The 19,511-nt window shown below is 27.4% G+C and carries 17 protein-coding genes; 13 read left to right on the plus strand and 4 right to left on the minus strand.

The window, feature by feature from the left end; all coding sequences use genetic code 11:
- Positions 1-3 precede the first annotated feature (3 nt).
- From H0H71_RS01235 to hisS, 12 genes are all read left to right on the plus strand, one after another.
- The gene (locus tag H0H71_RS01235; RefSeq protein ID WP_185856394.1) at positions 4-1,968 is read left to right on the plus strand and encodes a penicillin-binding protein; all 1,965 of its coding nucleotides are present in this window, start codon (positions 4-6) and stop codon (positions 1,966-1,968) included.
- Positions 1,965-3,458, plus strand: coding sequence for a UDP-N-acetylmuramoyl-L-alanyl-D-glutamate--2,6-diaminopimelate ligase (locus H0H71_RS01240; RefSeq protein WP_185856395.1), 1,494 nt, complete (start codon positions 1,965-1,967; stop codon positions 3,456-3,458). Before H0H71_RS01235 ends, H0H71_RS01240 begins: the two co-directional genes overlap by 4 nt.
- A gap of 17 nt (positions 3,459-3,475) precedes the next feature.
- Positions 3,476-4,657 carry a phospho-N-acetylmuramoyl-pentapeptide-transferase gene (gene mraY / locus H0H71_RS01245; protein WP_185856396.1) on the plus strand — a complete coding sequence of 394 codons (1,182 nt, stop codon included), beginning with the start codon at positions 3,476-3,478 and terminating at the stop codon, positions 4,655-4,657.
- A gap of 4 nt (positions 4,658-4,661) precedes the next feature.
- Positions 4,662-6,047, plus strand: coding sequence for a UDP-N-acetylmuramoyl-L-alanine--D-glutamate ligase (murD, locus tag H0H71_RS01250; protein ID WP_185856397.1), 1,386 nt, complete (start codon positions 4,662-4,664; stop codon positions 6,045-6,047).
- A complete protein-coding gene (locus tag H0H71_RS01255) occupies positions 6,022-7,263 on the plus strand; it encodes an FtsW/RodA/SpoVE family cell cycle protein (protein WP_185856398.1) in 1,242 nt (413 codons plus the stop codon). The genes murD and H0H71_RS01255 overlap by 26 nt, the downstream gene beginning before the upstream one ends.
- Before the next feature lie 20 nt (positions 7,264-7,283).
- Complete coding sequence (murG, locus tag H0H71_RS01260) at positions 7,284-8,390, plus strand: undecaprenyldiphospho-muramoylpentapeptide beta-N-acetylglucosaminyltransferase (RefSeq protein WP_185856399.1); 1,107 nt, start codon at positions 7,284-7,286, stop codon at positions 8,388-8,390.
- Positions 8,387-9,784, plus strand: a complete 1,398-nt coding sequence (murC, locus tag H0H71_RS01265) for a UDP-N-acetylmuramate--L-alanine ligase (protein WP_185856400.1) — start codon at positions 8,387-8,389, stop codon at positions 9,782-9,784. Before murG ends, murC begins: the two co-directional genes overlap by 4 nt.
- A gap of 36 nt (positions 9,785-9,820) precedes the next feature.
- Positions 9,821-9,943: a hypothetical protein gene (locus H0H71_RS03105; RefSeq protein ID WP_262887069.1), complete on the plus strand. Its 123-nt coding sequence runs from the start codon at positions 9,821-9,823 to the stop codon at positions 9,941-9,943.
- Between the two features lie 41 nt (positions 9,944-9,984).
- Entirely contained in the window at positions 9,985-10,707 is a 723-nt protein-coding gene (locus H0H71_RS01270) for a cell division protein FtsQ/DivIB (RefSeq protein ID WP_185856401.1), read from the plus strand.
- A 4-nt stretch (positions 10,708-10,711) separates the two neighbouring features.
- Complete coding sequence (gene ftsA, locus H0H71_RS01275) at positions 10,712-12,079, plus strand: cell division protein FtsA (protein WP_185856402.1); 1,368 nt, start codon at positions 10,712-10,714, stop codon at positions 12,077-12,079.
- 11 nt (positions 12,080-12,090) lie between these two features.
- Complete coding sequence (gene ftsZ, locus H0H71_RS01280; RefSeq protein WP_185856403.1) at positions 12,091-13,494, plus strand: cell division protein FtsZ; 1,404 nt, start codon at positions 12,091-12,093, stop codon at positions 13,492-13,494.
- Positions 13,495-13,569: 75 nt separating this feature from the next.
- Positions 13,570-14,997: a histidine--tRNA ligase gene (gene hisS, locus H0H71_RS01285; protein ID WP_185856404.1), complete on the plus strand. Its 1,428-nt coding sequence runs from the start codon at positions 13,570-13,572 to the stop codon at positions 14,995-14,997.
- Here the strand turns inward: hisS and pnuC are convergent.
- Positions 14,980-15,645, minus strand: coding sequence for a nicotinamide riboside transporter PnuC (gene pnuC / locus H0H71_RS01290; protein ID WP_317168089.1), 666 nt, complete (start codon positions 15,643-15,645; stop codon positions 14,980-14,982). The genes hisS and pnuC overlap by 18 nt on opposite strands.
- A complete protein-coding gene (locus tag H0H71_RS01295) occupies positions 15,642-16,262 on the minus strand; it encodes a 4'-phosphopantetheinyl transferase family protein (RefSeq protein ID WP_185856405.1) in 621 nt (206 codons plus the stop codon). The genes pnuC and H0H71_RS01295 overlap by 4 nt, the downstream gene beginning before the upstream one ends.
- Before the next feature lie 177 nt (positions 16,263-16,439).
- Here H0H71_RS01295 and H0H71_RS01300 point away from each other — a divergent pair, with 177 nt between their 5' ends.
- Entirely contained in the window at positions 16,440-17,465 is a 1,026-nt protein-coding gene (locus tag H0H71_RS01300; RefSeq protein WP_185856406.1) for an Mrp/NBP35 family ATP-binding protein, read from the plus strand.
- Positions 17,466-17,507: 42 nt separating this feature from the next.
- Here the strand turns inward: H0H71_RS01300 and H0H71_RS01305 are convergent, their stop codons facing one another.
- Positions 17,508-18,323, minus strand: coding sequence for a purine-nucleoside phosphorylase (locus tag H0H71_RS01305; protein WP_238784468.1), 816 nt, complete (start codon positions 18,321-18,323; stop codon positions 17,508-17,510).
- 122 nt (positions 18,324-18,445) lie between these two features.
- Positions 18,446-19,465 (minus strand): UDP-N-acetylmuramate dehydrogenase, encoded by a 1,020-nt coding sequence (murB, locus tag H0H71_RS01310; RefSeq protein ID WP_185856407.1) that lies wholly within the window; start codon positions 19,463-19,465, stop codon positions 18,446-18,448.
- Positions 19,466-19,511 lie beyond the last annotated feature (46 nt).

Here is a 19,511-nt window from a genome sequence, read left to right on the forward strand (position 1 = left end):
CAGATGAAAGACAAAAGACATATTTTATTATATAAATCTTATTTAATTGGTTTTTTATTCATATGTATTGCAGTACGAATTATTTTCAACTTATTCCAGATTCAAAATACGTCAATAGATAAAAGATTTGTTATTAGAACCAATTTAATTAGGGCAAAACGTGGAAATATTTATGCTTCAGATAATAGTATTATAGCTATGTCTATCATAAAGTATGATATTTATATAGACTTTAGATCTATAAAAGAAAAATTATTTCAAGATAATATTTCTTTTTTATGTGATTCCTTGGAATGTTTATTGAGAAAACCAAAATCTTTTTTTTATGAAAGATTTCAATTCGAAAAGAAAAGGGGAAATAGATATTTCTTATTAGTAAAGAATTTGGATTATACACATTTAAAAAGATTACAAAGTTTTCCCATATTCAATCAAGGACAAATTCGAGGAGGTTTGATTACAGAAAAAAAAATATTCCGAATTCATACATTCGAAAATGTAGGTGGAAAAAGAACATTAGGATATGATGATCATAGAGGAAAGGCAGGGTTGGAAGGAGCTTTTAGTAAATATCTTAAAGGAAAAAATGGAATAAGATTAGAACAACGTATTAGTTATAAAATATGGAAACCATTAAATTCAGGAAATCAAGTAGATCCGGAAGATGGAAAAGATGTTTATTCTACTCTCGACATATCTTTGCAAGATGTAGCTTATCATGCATTACTTAAAGAATTATTCATTTCTCGTGCAGAACATGGATGTGTTATTCTCATGGATGTAAAAAGTGGAAAAATACCTGTCATGATTAATTTGGAAAAAACAAAAAAAAATACTTATGAAGATTTAAGAAACTTTGCTGTATGGGAAGGAAATGAGCCTGGATCTACTTTCAAGACTATGTCCCTTCTTGCAGCTTTAGAGGACAAAAAAATAGATGTCAACATGATTGTAAATACAGAAGGGGGAGTTTTTAAATTGAAAGGAAAAGAGATTCGAGACAGTCATTATAGAGGAGATAAAAAAATGAATCCAAAACAAATTTTAGAACGGTCCTCCAATGTAGGAATAGCAAAAATTATTTATGAACATTACGAAAAAAATCCAAAAGAATTTATGAAACATTTGTACAGATGGAAATTAAATAAAAAAATAGGAATAGATATTCCAGGAGAAAGTGATCCTTTTATCCCCAATCCTGGAAATAAAAATTGGAGCGAAATAACATTACCATGGATGACTTTTGGATATAACATCAAATTAACTCCTTTGCAAATACTCACTTTTTATAATGCTATCGCCAACAAAGGGAAAATGATAAAACCTCTTTTTATTAGAGAAATTAAATTCCATGGAAAAAGTATAAAAAAGTATACAAACCCTATAGTTATAAATCCTTCTATCGCAACAGAAACCTCTTTAAAAAAAGTTAGAAACATGTTAGAAGGAGTTGTAAAAAATGGAACAGCTAAAAAATATTATAATCCAGAGTATCCTTATGCAGGAAAAACTGGAACAACACAATTAAATTATTGGAAAAAAAGATTTTTAACAACAACTTACAATAGTTCTTTTGTAGGATATTTTCCTGCTAAAAATCCAAAATATTCCTGTATTGTTGTTATTTCAAAACCAGAAAAAGGATATTATGGAATAGAAGTTGCAGTTCCTGTATTCGATACAATAGCTAGATATATCTATACAAGAGAAAAAAAGAAAAACTTTTTCAAGACAAATAAATCGAATATTAATTTTATAAAAAAAATTAAGGAATCAAAACCCTATTTTCTTGACAAAGGAATTATGCCGAATCTCATTTCTGTTCCTGGAAAAGAAATTATTCCTATTTTAGAAAATAAAGGGTTCTCTATCAAATATAAAGGAATAGGAAAAGTTATTAGTCAGTCAGTAAAACCAGGAAATAAATTGAAAAGAAATCAAGTTATATCTCTTGAACTAGAAGAATGAAAAAAATATTAAAACATATTTTAAAAAAAATACATATCTCAAAAATAATAGGACAGACTTCAAAATTGATAGAAGGGATTTCTATGGATTCTAAAACAGTAAAAAAAAATATGATTTTTTTAGCCAGAAAAGGGAAAAAAATAGACGGCCATCAATTTATTATGGAGGCGATACAAAAAGGTGCAAATACTATAATTTGCGAAAAAATACACACCTCCCTTCCCCTTATTCATGATCATAAGGAAATAACTTATATAGTTGTTCCAAATTCAACGGATTCTTTAGGAATTCTTTCTTCTAATTTTTATGATAATCCTACTAGAAAAATAAAATTAGTAGGAATTACTGGAACAAATGGAAAAACTTCTGTTGCTACTATCCTCCATCAATTGTTTTATGAAATGGGAGAAAAGTCTATTCTGATTTCTACCATGGGGATAAAAATTTTATTAGACGAATTTCCGACTATTCATACAACACCTGATATTATTGAAATTAATAAATATTTAAACCTTTCGATACAAAAAAAATGTAAATATGCATTTATGGAAGTCAGTTCACATGGAATTCATCAAAAAAGAATTGATGGATTATTATTTTCAGGTGGAGTATTTACTAATATAACACATGACCACTTAGATTATCATGAATCTTTTGAGAATTATTTATCAACTAAAAGATATTTTTTTTCAAATTTTTTGCATCAAGATGCTTTTGCTCTGATAAACTCAGATGATCAGAATTCACATAAAATCATAAAAAATATTTTGGCTAAAACCTATTCATATGGAATAAAGAAAAAAGCAGATTACAATATCAAAATTTTAGAAAGAAATGGGAATGGGAACAAGTTACTTATTAATAATGGGCAGGCTTTTTTAACCTGTTTAATAGGAGAATTTAATGTTTATAACTTATTAGCAAGTTACGTTACAGCTATCCTATTGGGGAAGAAAAAACATGAAATCTTGAAAAAGATAAAAAAAGTACAACCTATAAAAGGACGTTTCGAACAATTTTTATCTTATTCAGGGATACGGATAATTATTGATTACGCTCATAATCCAGGTGGATTAAAAACAGTTTTAAAGACTATTAAAAAAATGAAAAAAAAAGATGAAAAATTAATTTGCGTGATAGGGTGTGGAGGAAATAGAGATAGAGAAAAACGTTCTTTAATGGGGCGAATAGTTTATGAAACATGTGATAGATCTATTTTTACATCAGATAATCCTAGAGAAGAGGATCCAAATAAAATCTTAACAGAGATGAAAAAATTTCGATCCTATAAAAAAGAGTATTCTTCTTCTATTATAACTGTTATAAACAGAAAAAAAGCGATCGAAACAGCAATTCAAATTGCAAAAAAAAAAGATATTATTCTTATAGCGGGAAAAGGACATGAAAATTATCAGGAAATTAAAGGAAAACGTTATTTTTTTGACGATATGAAAATCGTTAAAACATTATTATTAAATAATAATAAATAAATACTTTTACATTTTTTATGAAATTATTATTTAATAATTCTATTTTTTTCAGATCAGTAATTGCTTTTTTTTTATCTATTTGCATGGCATTGGTTTTTCATAAAAAAATGATTTTATACCAGATAAAAAAAAAAAAAATAGGAGAAAAAATACGAGATATTGGACTAGTGGGGCAAAAAAAAAAAGAAGGGACTCCAACAATGGGTGGAATTATAATTATAATTTCATCATTAATTCCTACATTTTTTCTTTCTGCATTGAAAAATGTATATGTGATGATTTTGATTGTGACTACCTTATATATGGGATGTATTGGTTTTATAGATGATTATATAAAAATAAAATATAATAAAAATGGACTTCATGGGATTGGGAAAATATTGGGGCAAATAATTTTAGGAATCTTCATTGGAAGTACGATGTCTTTTCATAAAAATGTTACTTTAAATCTAAAGAATAAAGATTATAATAATTCTAAGGAATCTATTCCAACTTATTTTTCACTGGAAAGAGAGCATGTTTTTAAAACAACTCTTCCTATGATGAATCATAGGAATGAATTTGACTACGCTTATCTTTTAAAATGGTATAATCAAAAATGGGAAAAACATACGTGGATGATTTTTATTCCTATTGTGATTGGAATTACTGTATCTCTATCCAATGGGGCGAACCTTACTGATGGAATAGATGGGTTAACAGCTGGAATTTCTTCTATTATTCTTTTGACATTATCCTTATTATCTTTTATTTCTAGTAATAAAAATTTATCTTTTTATCTTCATCTAATCTATATTCCTAACATAGGAGAAATATCCATATTCTCTTTTTCTTTTTTAGGTGCTTTGATTGGGTTTCTTTGGTATAATACGTATCCAGCGCAAATCTTTATGGGAGATACAGGAAGTTTAACTATAGGGGGAGTTATTTCTGCATTGGCTATTATTACTAGAAAAGAATTAATACTTCCTATTTTAGGTGGAATTTTTTTGATAGAAAATATTTCTGTCATAATACAGGTATTGTATTTTAAATATTCCAAAATAAAATATGGAATAGGAAAAAGGATTTTTCTAATGGCTCCTTTACATCATCATTTTCAAAAATTAGGATATCACGAAAGTAAAATAGTCAATCGTTTTTTTATCATACAAATGATTTTATCTGTTGTAGTAGTATTGATGGTAATTGTTTTGTAACATAATGGAAAGAAAATTAATAGTTGTATTGGGAGGAGGAGAAAGCGGAATTGGAGCTTCTTTATTAGCTAAAAAAAAGGGGTTTACTCCTTTTGTATCTGATTCTGGAATTATTCAAAATAAATACAAAAAAATTTTAATAGAAAATAAAATTCCTTTTGAAGAAAATGGACATACAGAAATATATAAAAAAGCTATCAAAGTAATAAAAAGCCCTGGAATTTCTAGAAAAAATTCATTGATAAATAAAATTAATTTTTTGAAAATTCCTATTATTTCTGAGTTAGAATTTGGAAAAAGTTATCTGAAAACTTCCTATATTATTGGAATTACGGGGAGTAATGGAAAAACGACTACTAGTTTTATTGTTTACAAAATTCTTAAAAAAAAAGGAATTTTTGTAGGAATAGCAGGAAACATTGGACGGAGTTTTTCAAGAGAAGCACTAAAGAAAGAAAAAGATGTTTATGTATTAGAATTGAGTAGTTTTCAACTAGATGATGTATTCAATTTTCGTTCTAATATTGCAGTGTTATTAAATATTACAAGGGATCATTTAAATAGATACAATAATAATATTGAAGACTACATTTTTTCTAAATTTAAAATTGCAACTCTTCAAAAAAAAGAAGATTTTTTGATTTATAATTACGATGATCCTCTGATCAGAGAAGGATTAAAAAAGTATAAAATTCAATCCAGATGTATTCCATTTTCTATTAAAAAAGAATTACGGTTAGGAACTTATCTCAAATGGAATAAAATATTTTTTAGAAAAGAAAATGAAGAAAAATACATTCTAAATGTGAAAAAAGTTCCTTTAATAGGAGATCATAATCTTTATAATATTATGGCTTCAATCACCATATCAGAAATGGGATTATTAAAAGATATTCAAAAAAAAAAATCAATCATATCTACTACTATATTAAGATTAACAACTCTAGAACATAGAATGGAAAAAGTATTAAATATTAATGGAGTGCAATTTATAAATGATTCTAAAGCTACTAATGTGAATGCTGTCTTTTATGCTTTAAAAAGTATGATCTCTCCTGTAATATGGATTGCAGGAGGAAAAGATAAAGGAAATGATTATAGTGAACTTGTTCCATTGGTAAAAGAAAAAGTAAAAGCAATAATTTGTTTAGGAAAACAAAATGATAAATTTGTAAATTTTTTCAGAGATATTATTGACATTATAGTGGAAACAGAAAGTATTAAAAAAGCTGTTCGTATGGCTTATATTTTATCTCTTCATGGAGATAACATTCTTTTATCTCCAGCATGTTCTAGTTTCGATCTTTTTCAAGATTATAAAGAAAGAGGAAATAAATTTAAACAAGAAGTAAGAAACCTTTTCTATGAAAAAAAGAGATATTTTTTTTAATAGATATATTAAAGGAGATAGATATTTATGGGCTTTTATCACTTTATTAGCCTTATTTTCTTTTTTACCAGTTTACTCAGCAAGTACGAATTTAGTGACTCAATATGGAGGGACAAATACAGTATTCAGCTATTTATTCAAACATGCTCTTTTTTTGCTAGTTGGTTTTTGCATTCTTTTTTTGACTCAATTCATAGACTATAAATACTTTTATCGGATTTCCATACTATCAATTCCGATAGTATTTATTCTACTTTTTTTTACTCTTAGTCAAAGAAAAGAAGTGGATGGAGTCAATGCTTCTCGTTGGTTGCATGTTCCTATTATTAATATATCTTTTCAAACTTCTAATATTGCTGGATTAGCTCTATTTATTTATTGCGCTAGATATTTATCTCAGAAAAAAAAAGAAAGAATAAGCTTTCTTAATTCTTTTTTTTCTTTGGTATTTCCTATATTTTTTATTATTGGACTTATTTTCCCAGCTAATGGATCTACAGCAGCGATTGTTTTTATTTCCGTTTTAATTTTGCTTTTTATAGGAGGATATCCATTTACAGGGATTATAGGAATCTTACTAATGGGAATCATATCTGCAAGTGGATATATTTATTCTATGTTAAAATGGGGAGAAAAAAAACCCATGAATAGAGTTTATACATGGAAAAGTCGTATAGAAAATTTTTTAGATCATAATTCTGAAGAAAATTATCAAATGAAACAATCTAAAACAGCTATTTTTTTGGGGAATAAATTGGGAAGAGGACCTGGAAAAAGTGTTTTGAAAGCCTTTCTTCCCCAATCTTCTTCAGATTTTATTTATGCTATTATTATAGAAGAATATGGATCTGTAGGTGGAGTTCTTCTTTTGTTTACTTATATTCTAATTTTACTTAGAATTATGATCATCGCTACAAAAGTACAAAACTATTTTTGTACTTTATTGGTCCTTGCTGTAGGATTTCCGATTATAAATCAAGCACTCATTAATATGGGGATTACAGTTGGATTATTTCCTGTAACAGGTCAAACCTTACCTCTGATTAGTGCTGGAGGAACTTCTATGTGGGTAACTTTTTTTAGTTTTGGAATAATATTGAGTGTTAGTAGAATACTAGATAAAAAACATCCTGATAAGAAAAAAGATAGTCGTCGGAGTACGAAAAGAGTTACTACTCCACAAATAATTGAACATGAAAAAAAGATTATTAATTAATTATTCTTATTCATGAAGACATGAAGAATATTTATCCTAGAATTATTATTGGAAGTGGGGGGACTGGAGGGCATATTTATACAGGAATAGCTATTGCAGATGAGCTAAAGAATCAGTTTCCAGAAACAGATATTTTGTTTATTGGATCTAAAAAAAACATGGAAATGCAAGAAATCCCTAAATTTGGATATCAAATAGAAAGTATTTGTATTTCAGGGGGGAAGAAAAAAATTTTTTCTATTTCAGTGTTTAATTTGTTTATAGATCTGATCTATAGCTGTTTTCTAGCAAATAAAATCATTAAAAAATTTTCACCAAATATAGTTATTGGAACAGGTGGATATGTGAGTTTTCCAACATTGTATGCAGCAAAAAGAAATAAAATTCCCATTCTTATTCAAGAACAAAATTCTTTTCCTGGATTAACCAATAGAATTTTTTCTAGTTATGCTAAAAAGATATGTCTTGCTTATGAAGAAGCCGAAAAATATTTTCCACCAAAAAAAACTATAATAACTGGAAATCCAATTCGATCAGAAATATTACAATTACCTAGTAAAGAAGAAGCTTGTTTTCATTTGGGTTTAAAAATAGAAAAACCTATTATTTTATCTATAGGAGGGAGTCAAGGATCTAATAGTATTAATAATGCTTGGGTAAAAGGATTAAAACAACTGATCCATCTAGATATACAACTGATTTGGCAGTTAGGAAAAGTAGATATTCATAGAATCAAAGAAAATAGTAGTATTTCTCATCATGCAAATTTTCTTTTAATGGAATTTATTAATAATATTACGATCTGTTATGCAGCAGCAGATATCATTGTCTCTAGAGCTGGTGCTTTAACTATATCAGAGATCTGTTTAATAGGAAAACCATATATATTAATTCCTTTGCCTTGGGCATCAAATGATCACCAAAATAAAAATGCTAAAATATTGGAAAATAAAGAAGCTGCTTTGATCATAAAAAATGAGGATCTAGATAAAAAATTAGTAGATTCTACCATTAAACTCCTAAATAATCCTAGTATGAGAAAAAAAATGAGTAAAAATCTTTTACAATTAGGAAAACCGAAAGCAACAAACGATATTGTAAATGAAATTTTACAAATTATTTTATGAATCTAGATACAATTGATTCTTTTTACTTTTTAGGAATAGGTGGAATGGGAATGAGTTCCTTAGCAAGATATTTTCATTCCATGGGCAAGACAGTTTATGGATACGATAGATATCGAACACTTTTAACAAGAAAATTAGAAAAAGAGGGGATATCAATTAATTATCATGATAATACAGAAATATTGCCTCAATGGATTCATTCTAAAAAATGTTTAATTGTTTATACTCCAGCTATTCCAGACAATCATAACCAATGGATTTTTCTAAAGAAATATGGAAAAAATATAAAAAAACGCTCTCAAGTATTATCTTTAATTACAAAAGATAAAATTTGTATAGCTATAGGAGGAACACATGGAAAAACAACCACGGGGACTTTACTAGGACATATTTTATATAGTTCTGGTAAAAATGTTACTGCTTTTTTGGGAGGAATATCTGAAAATTATCAATCGAATCTTATTTTGAATGGGACAGAAATATTTTTAGTAGAAGCGGATGAATTTGATCGTTCTTTTTTATATCTATCCCCAAACATAGCATGTATTACGTCTTTAGATAGAGACCATATAGATACTTATCCAAAAGAAGAATCCTTGAGAAAGGCTTACATAGAATTTTCAAATAGAATCAAAAATCCATATGAAAAAATATTTCTTTGCAAAGAAGAATCGAAATCGTTTTTTTCTAATAAAAACGCTATCTATTATTCTGTAGAAGAAGAAAAAGCAAATTATTATTCAGATCATGTTTCTGTAAAAGAAAATAAATGGTATTTTGATTTTCATACTCCAACAGAAACATGGAAATCACTTCCCTTACCAATTCCAGGTATACATAATTTAAAAAATGTGACCGCTGCATTAGCTATATCAGATTATTTAAAAATAAATAATGAAGATGTTAGAAAGGCTTTATTTTTATTTAAGGGGATTCAAAGAAGGTTTTCTATTCATTATAAATCTATAAAAAAAATATATATAGACGATTATGCACATCATCCTACAGAAATTAATTCCCTTATTACTACTGTGAAAAAATGTTTTCCAGGTAAAAAAATATTAGGAATTTTTCAACCACATTTATTTAGTAGAACGAAATATTTTGAAGTTGATTTTGCTAAAAGTTTAGAACAACTTGATCTTTTAATTTTATTAGATATTTATCCAGCTAGAGAATTTCCCATTGAAGGAATTAGTTCTAATAAATTATTAGAAAAGATAAAAATGAGTTCTAAAAAAAAAGAAGTCTCTACTTTTAATAAAATTTTAGAAAAAATTGAAAAAAAAAAATTTGATATTCTTCTAACCATAGGCGCTGGGGATATTGATACTTTAATACGTCCTCTCAAAGAGTGGTTGTATCAACGATATGGAGAGATGAAAAAAAAATAAGGAATTAGTTCTAATAAATTATTAGAAAAGATAAAAATGAGTTCTAAAAAAAAAGAAGTCTCTACTTTTAATAAAATTTTAGAAAAAATTGAAAAAAAAATTCGATATTCTTCTCTAACCATAGGCCATAGCCGCGGGGGGGGAGGATTGATACTTTAATACGTCCTCTCAAAGAGTGGTTGTATCAACGATATGGAGAGATGAAAAAAAATAAAGTAATATTTATTACTACTATTTTAGTATATATGATTTCTATGATATTCTTTTCTTATTTTTCTCAAAAAAGACATAGAAATAGAACTTTAAAAAAGTTAAAAATAGTCATTTTACCATTATTATCTAATGAGCATTTTGTAAATGAAAAATTTATTAAAAACATTCTCTTTTCTAAAAGAGAAAAAAAAATAGGTCAATTATATATATTAAGAATGGAGAAACAATTAAACGATTCCCCTTTTATAAAAAAATCTGAAGTATTTCTTGATGTAGATGGAACTCTAAATATTAAAATTTTGCAAAAAGAACCAATTTTAAGAATAAAAAATGGAAATAAAGAATATTATCTTACGAAAGATGCAGAAAGTTGTAAACTTTCTTCTTTCTATTCATCAAAAGTTATTTTAGCAAAAGGATCTTTTTCAAAAGAAGAAAAAAAACATTTAGTTAGTTTAGTAAAGGAAATCAACTCTGATGAATTGTTGAAAGATCAAATTATTAGTATCAAGAAAACTGTTGCTAACTTATTTGTTTTAATTCCAAAAATAGGAAATCATAAAATTATATTAGGGGATCTAGAGGATTTTAAAAGTAAATTGAATAAATTAAAAGCTTTTTATAAGCAGTACTTAAATAAAGTAGATATTAATCAGTATCAAAGTATTGATTTACAATATAAGGACCAAGTAGTCGCTAAAAAAAGATAAGTTTATGGAATATCAAGATATAGCTATAGGTCTTGATGTGGGAACTACAAAGATTGTAGCTATGGTAGGAAGGAAAAATGAATATAATAAAATTGAAATTTTAGGTATTGGTAGATCTAAAAGTATAGGTGTACATAGAGGGGTAGTCAACAACATCACTCAAACAATAGAAGCCATTCGTGAAGCGGTATCAGAAGCGGAACATAGTTCAGGATTAAAAATAAAAGAAGTGTTTGTAGGAATTGCAGGACAACATATTAGAAGTCTACAACATAATGATTATATCACAAGGTTAGATTTTGAAAATGTTATTAATCAAAAAGATATACAAAAGTTAATAGATCAAGTTCATAAACTTGTTATGCTTCCAGGAGAAGAAATAATTCATGTACTTCCACAAGAATACAAAGTAGATAGTCAATCAGAAATAGTAGAACCTATAGGTATGTACGGAAGCCGTTTAGAGGCAAATTTTCATGTAGTAGTAGGACAAATTTCTTCTATTAGAAATATTGGAAGGTGTGTCAAAGCTGCAGGATTAAATTTGTCCGGAATGACTTTAGAACCTTTAGCTTCTGCAGAAGCTGTATTAAACATGGAAGAAAGGGAAGCAGGGGTGGCTTTAGTGGATATAGGAGGAGGGACTACGGATATTGCTATCTTTAAAGATAACATTATTAGACATACAGCAGTCATCCCTTTTGGGGGAAATGTAATCACTGAAAATATTAAAACAGATTGTTTAATTATAGAAAGACAAGCAGAATTACTAAAAATAAAATTTGGATCTGCATGGCCAGGTGAAAATAAAGAAACAGAAATTGTTTGTATTCCTGGATTAAGAGGTCGAGATCCTAAGGAGATTTCTTTGAAATGCCTTTCCCAAATTATCCATACGAGAGTATGCGAAATTTTGGAACAAGTAAATATAGAGATTAAAAATTATGGCAATGAGGAACAAAGAAAACGACTTATAGCAGGATTAGTCATGACAGGAGGAGGATCTCAATTAAAACATATTCGTCCTTTAACAGAATATATGACTGGAATGGATGTCCGGGTAGGGTTTTCAAATGAGCATATCGCAGGGGGGGAGAATGGGATGATAAGTAATCCAGAATATGCTACATCTATCGGGTTGGTAATAAAAGGATTAGAAGATAAAAAAATTTGTACAGAAATGATCCCTAGATATGAAAAAACTACAGAGTTCTTTTCTATAAAGAATGAGAATAGTAGTAGATCTACTAATAAAGAAACATATGACGACTCTCAGAATGATTTTAGAAAGAAAAAAACGAAAAAAAAATCTAAATCTTTTCTTGAAATTTGGGCAGATAAATTCCGTCAAATATTAAATGATACAGAATAATAAACAATGAAATGAAAAAAGAAAAAGAAGATTTAAAAAAAGAGAACGTTCAATTTGTATTTCCAAAAAATCGTTCAGCTGCAATCAAAGTAATTGGTGTAGGAGGAGGAGGAAGTAATGCTTTAAGCTATATGTTTGAACAAGGAATTACAGGTGTCGATTTTATAGCATGTAATACAGATGCGCAAGCTCTAAATAATAACCCAGTTCCTGTAAAAATTCAATTAGGAGCTTCTATTACAGAAGGATTAGGAGCGGGTGCAGATCCAGAAGTAGGAGAAAAAGCCGCTTTGGAAAGTTTAGAAGAAATCAAAAGTATTTTAGATTCTAATACAAAAATGACATTTATCACAGCAGGAATGGGGGGGGGTACTGGAACAGGTGCAGCTCCAATTATTGCAGGAATTTCTAAAGAAAAAGGGATTCTTACTGTAGGAATTGTGACAATTCCATTTCATTTTGAAGGAAAAATGAGGTTACAACAAGCTCAAAAAGGGATAGAATCTCTCAGAAAAAATGTAGATTCTCTCATTGTAATTAATAATGATAAATTGAGAGAATTATATGGAAATCTTGGATTTAAAGCAGGATTTGCAAAAGCAGATGAAGTCCTTACCACAGCTGCGAAGGGGATAGCAGAAGTTATTACTCACCATTATAAACAGAACATAGATTTGAGAGATACTAGAACAGTTCTTAAAGAAAGTGGAACAGCTGTTATGGGTTCAGCAGTTTCTGTTGGAGAAAATAGAGCAAAAGAAGCAGTTGGACAAGCGTTGGATTCTCCATTACTGAATGATAATAAGATTACAGGAGCAAAGAATGTTCTTTTGCTAATTGTTTCAGGAAAAATTGAGATAACAATAGATGAAATAGGAATTATAAGTGATTATATTCAAGCTGAAGCAGGAAACAATGCGAATATTATTATGGGGATAGGAGAAGATGAAAGTTTGGATGAAAGTATTTCAGTGACTATAGTAGCAACTGGATTTCCCACTGAAGTTCAGAGAGCTATTCATCACGAAGAAAAAAAAATATTTCATAGGTTAGAAGAACCTTATAAACAAAAATTAGCAAAAGTAGAAGGAATTCATTCTTATTCTCAACCTATAGACTCTTTCACTCATTCTCAGAAAACACCAAAAAACACTAAAAGTGATTATTCGGGAAGTGTAGTTCCTAATAATAAGGGGGACTTGTCATCAAATCAAAAAAAAAATATATTTAATCAAGCGATTGAGAACACTTCCAGTATTTCAAAAGAAAAATATAAGAGGTATATGATGCTAGAAGATAATTTTGATCTTCCTATTTCTTACGAAGAAAGAAATAAACTCTTGAAAGAGAGAATGAAAAAATATAGTGAATCTCTATTAAAAAAAGAACCCAATAAAAATGAAGATGATTTTTAACAAAATTATTTCTTAGATTTAAGGAGAATCAATTTACTTTACTTTTACTAGTTTTTTTTTTACGAATTACTTATTATGAAATATTCTAGAATTCCAAAAGGAACCAGAGATTTTTCCTCAATAGAGATGAATAAACGAAACTATTTAATTAAAATTATTAGAAATTGCTTTGAACTTTTTGGGTACTATTCCATAGAAACTCCGTCATTTGAAAATATTTCCACACTATTTGGAAAATATGGAGAAGAAGGAGAATATTTAATGTTTAAGTTACTTCATTCAGGAAATTTTTTAAAAAAAGGAATTTCAGATTTTTTGACTAAAAGAAAAAAAAATCAAGAAAATATTATTGATTTTACAAAAAATTTCACTGAAAAAATATCCAATAAAGCGCTTCGATATGATTTAACGGTTCCTTTTGTTCGGTATGTAGTTATGCATAGAAATGAAATTATTTTTCCTTTTAAAAGATATCAAATACAACCTGTATGGCGTGCAGATCAACCCCAAAAACAAAAAGGAAGATTTAGAGAATTTTATCAATGTGATGCGGATATAATAGGATATTCTTCTTTATCATTATGGCAAGAAATTGAATTCATTCAACTTTGTGACGAAATTTTTACAAAATTAAAGTTTCCTATAACTATTAATATTAACCATAGAGATATTTTATGGGGGTTGTTAGAGATTTCTGGAATAGAAAATCATTTATGGAAAAATTTTACTACATCTTTAGATAAATGGAATAAAATAGGACGACATTCAGTAAAAAAAGAAATGCTTCGTAAAGGGATTTCATCGAAGTCTTTCGAAAAGATAGCATATTTTTTTGATATGAAAGAAAACTTTTCAAAAAAAAAGGAATCTTTAAACGTTGCTTTCAGATCCTCTAAAAGAGGAAAAAACGGAATAAAAGATCTTAGTTTTATTTTTCTAAAAATAAAGAATCTTTCTTTAAAGAGTACAACAAAATTGGAATGGAATCTTTCTCTAGCTAGAGGAATGAATTATTATACAGGAACAATATTTGAAATATTTCCAAATAATAATAAGTCTGAAAATTATTATTCCATTGGAGGTGGGGGAAGATATGATAACCTAGCTAGTTTATTTGGAATGAAAAACATTTCTGGAGTAGGAGTTTCTTTAGGTTTAGATAGAATTTATTTAGCTATGGAAAAAGAAAATTTATTTCAAACTATCTCTAATTTTCCTTCAAAAGTATTGTTTATCAATTTCGGAGATGAAGAGGTTTTATATGCATATAAAATGATCAATTTTTTGAGAAAAAAAGGAATTTCTACTCAATTGTATCCTAACGCTGTGAAAATAAATAAACAATTTAAATATGCAAACGAGAATAACATTCCATTTACTATCAGTATAGGAAAAAATGAAATGGAAAAGAATAAAATACGAGTAAAGAATATAAAAAAAAGAATAGAAATAGAATACGACAACATAAATGATGTTGCAAATCAATTAATCAAAATTTATTGAATGAATAACTTTTTCCTTCCAAAGGACATAACCTTTTATAGCCAATCCTACAAGGAAAATAAATAAAATACCTGTTAATACGAGCCCTTTCAAAAAATAAATAGGAACGGAAATGATGTTTCCAATTATCCAAAAAATCCAACTTTCTACTTTTTTCATAGTCATTTGATACATTCCAGAGAAAAAAATACCAGTTGTAAATACATCTATCCAATCAGAATTGGATTGTTGTAAGGAGCCATTAAAATAATAATAAACCATTATACTGAAAATGCAAGTAAATACAAAAAATAAAGCCGTATAAAAATAATCTTTTTTATCTGAAAAAGTTATAGTATGATTTTTTCTTTTAAATTTCCATGTATACCAACCATACAAACTCATTCCTGTATAAGATAGGTTAATAATAAAATCTCCATAAAGAGAAGTAATAAAAGTTATATAACTGTATATAATTGTACTTACTATTCCTATTGGATAAAACCATATCTTATTCTTTTTTGCAAAGATAACACTGAAAAGACTAAATGATGCTGCAAAAAATTCTAAAATAGAGAATAAACTCCTGTTCCCTCTTATGATAAGAAAAATATAAAAAGGAATGAATCCATTATTCCATATATGTGTGTTGTATGTATTTATTATTATTTATCTATAATATAAACAAGGTAATGTTCATCTATTTTTCTATAAAATGCAGAAAACTTCTTACTATATGATTTTTTTAGAATCCAGCATGAGATACAAGAATCCTTTTCTATGCAAAAAGGAGAAACTTTGTAGTGATCTAAAAAACTTGATGAAATACCTCCTTCTAATTTATATAAACTTTCTTTGATTCCCCATATGATATGAAGATATTCTTTTTCATGACTTGTATGAATAAAAATAGATTCATCCTTTCTAAGGAATTTTTTTTTTAACTTAATTATTTTTTGATCTTTTCTGAATTTTTCTATATCTATCCCTATATGATAGGAGCTAATTGCTATAGCTATTCTTTCAAAAGAGTGACTCAATGAAATATATTTTTCTTGAGGAAAAAGAAAAGGTTTTCTCTTTTCATTATAAAAAATATTCATAATTCCTATAGCCCTTAGAGCATAACGAACTCCTAGAAATTCTCTCTTCCGTTTTTCTGATAGAGATAAAAAAAAACTTTTCTCTTTTTCAGAAAGAATTAATTGTTCCAAAAACATAGTTTCTATGTTCCCCCATTTAAAAACGATGATTTTAGTATGAAATTTCTTATTCAAGATGAACATAAGTTATTTATTATTATTTATTTTTTCTTTCCTTTCATTCATAACAAAATAAAATAGAACAACATATGAATAATCATTTTAGATATTAAATCTAGTCATTTTTTTGTACTATTGTGAATGTGAAAATAAATCTACATCTCATTACTTACTCATAGTATATCTGTTATAATCTTATGTATGAAACAAAAAATTACAAAAGCATTAAAAAATGTTTTTATTAATAATAAAAATATTATTGAATCAGGAATAGTCAAAAATATAGATTTCTTTCAGGAAGAAATCATAATCTCTATTAACTTATCTAATCCTACTATGCATGTAAAAAAGAAATTAGAAAAAGATATATACCAATCTATAAAAGATCAAAATTTACATTTTGAAGAAAAAAAAATTCGTCTAAAAATAGAAAAAAAATTAGATACTACTAAAAAAATCAATGGAATAAAAAATATAATTGCAGTTGCCTCTGGAAAAGGAGGAGTAGGAAAATCCACAATAGCAACTAATATAGCAGTTTCTTTAGTGAATATGGGATTTCAGGTAGGATTGTTAGATGCAGACATTTATGGCCCTTCTATTCCTTTAATGTTCAATATAGGAGAAGATGTGATTTCATCATGTTTTTTCATAAAAAAGAATGGAAATCATCTGATAAATCCTATCATCCGTTATGGAGTGAAAATACTTTCTTTAGGTTTTTTTTCAAAACCTGGGGAAGCTATTGTTTGGAGAGGACCTATGGCAACTAAAGTTTTAAGACAATTTATCCATGAAACAAATTGGGATGGGTTAGATTTTTTAATTGTAGATTTACCACCAGGGACAGGGGATATTCATTTATCCCTTTTGCAAGAAATTCCATTAAAAGGAATTATCATTGTTAGCACTCCTCAAAAAATTGCCTTATCTGATGTCCAGAGAAGTGTAGGAATGTTTCGTATTCAATCTATTCATGTTCCAATACTTGGAATCATAGAAAATATGTCTTTTTTCATTACAGAAAAAGAAAAATACTATTTTTTTGGAAAAAATGGAGCAAAAAATTTTTCCAAAAAAATGAATATTTTTTTTCTCGGAGAAATCCCTATGTTACAAGACATTAGAAAATCTTCTGATTCAGGAATTCCTATTGTTTTAGAAAACGATCAGATAAAAAAAATTTTTGTAAAAATTACGAAAAATATAATGGATAAATTATCCTAATTTTCTTAGTTTTAGTGAGTGAATAATTAATTCTTGAATTCATTAAAAACAGAGTTTTATAAATTCTTTTACAATTAATATTAAAATAGATATGGATTTTTCAGATTCTTGAAAAATGGAATCAAAATAATAATCCTTTTTTTTTATATTAGATAATCCCCCCATCGTAATAATGGAGATAGAAAATACCCGTAAATTCATATATCTAGCTGCGATCACGTATGAAATAATGTTATTCATTCCAACACAATCTCCCCCCATAGATCGGATCATTGCATATTCTGCAGGTGTTTTATAATTTGGATAGGGAAAAGCGACATAAACCCCCTTTTGTATAATGATATTGTGATTCATAGCTATATTTTCTGCTATTTCAAGCATTTTTTTATCATATGTTTCTTCTTCTGTGATCCCAACGAAAAAACTATTCTTTTTTAGAAAAGAAGAATACTTATCTGGAAAAAAATTGATATGATCTTTAACCAACATGACGTCACCCATTTTGTAGTTTGGATTTACTCCTCCAGAAATATTGATTAAGATTAATTTATCAATTCCAATATTTTTACACACTACAATAGGAAAATAGGGGGGATCTTTTATTTTCTCCTCGTACTCGTAAGAGAAAAAAGGTTCTATTAAAAAAACAACTTTTTTTTCTTCTATCTCTCCAAATATAAGTTCTCCATATAAATTTGAAAAATTTGGAATTTCTTTGTAAGAAATACATATAGGTTTTTTAATTTCCTTGACAAGTTGATTAAACTGTATTCCTAATAATAGGATTCCAAAATCAGGTTTAGTTTTGTTAATTTTGTTTTGTATATATATTGTTGATTCTTCTAAAGTCATTGACATAATTTTTTTATCTATATTATTGACGAGACATCCCCAAAAAAATTTGTTATTATTCCAAACCTACAAAAATAAAAATTATAAGTAATAAGTAAATAAAGTAAGATAAGAAAGAGAGTTTTTTTTTATTGAATGACATTTACTTCTCTAGGTAAAAAAACACCTAATTTTTTCTTTATGTCTTGAGTGATTTTTTCTGAAAAAGAATATATCTCTCTTCCAGTAGCCTTTCCATAGTTTACTAAAACTATGGGTTTTTTTTCATAAACTCCTACATTTCCTACTTTTTTTCCTTTCCATCCTGCTAGTTCTAGCAACGAATTAGCAGATACTTTCACTTTCTTTTTAGAATAAGAATATCCAATCACAGTTGGATATTGAGATTTCAATTTTTGAAAGTCAAAAATTTCTACTATAGGATTCATAAAAAAACTCCCTGCATTTCCAATTTTTCTTGGATCTGGTAATTTTTTCTGTCTAATGTGAAGAATTGCCTGACTTAAATCATGAGGATTAGGTTTTTTAATATTCATATTTTCTAACTCCTTTCTGATTTCAATAGATGATATATTCAATTTGTGATATTTTTTTCTTAACAGAAAAAAGACAGATAAAATAAGGAATTTATTTCTGTATTTCTTAAAAAAAGAATGACGATATGTTAGTTGACATTTTTCACGTGTTAATTCTATAACTCTTTTATTATCAATTTCATATAATTCAACTTTCAATAAAGTATTCTTTATTTCTGTTCCATATGCTCCAATGTTTTGAATCGGTGCAGCTCCAACTGTTCCCGGAATAAAAGATAAGTTCTCTAATCCACTGAATCCTTTTTTTATAGTCCAACTTACGAATTCATTCCAATTTTCTCCCGCAGAAGCTTTCACTATAACTTGAGAATTGTTTTCTTGAATGATTTCTCTTCCTTTGATCCCTATTTTGATTATTAATCCTTTATAAAAATTTTTTAAAAAAAGAATATTACTCCCATTTCCCAAAAAAAGTTTTGATATAAATGGATATTGACAAAAAGTTTCTTGGATTTCTTCTATACTTTTCACATTTACAAAATAATGGGCATAGACATTGATTCCAAATGTATTAAATTTTTTTAGAGGAAAATTTGTTTTAATATCTAACATGTAGAAAAATATTTTTATAAATCAACAATGACAATTTTGTACGTAA

It is taken from the genome of Blattabacterium cuenoti, assembly GCF_014251375.1.
Lineage (GTDB): Bacteria > Bacteroidota > Bacteroidia > Flavobacteriales > Blattabacteriaceae > Blattabacterium > Blattabacterium cuenoti_K.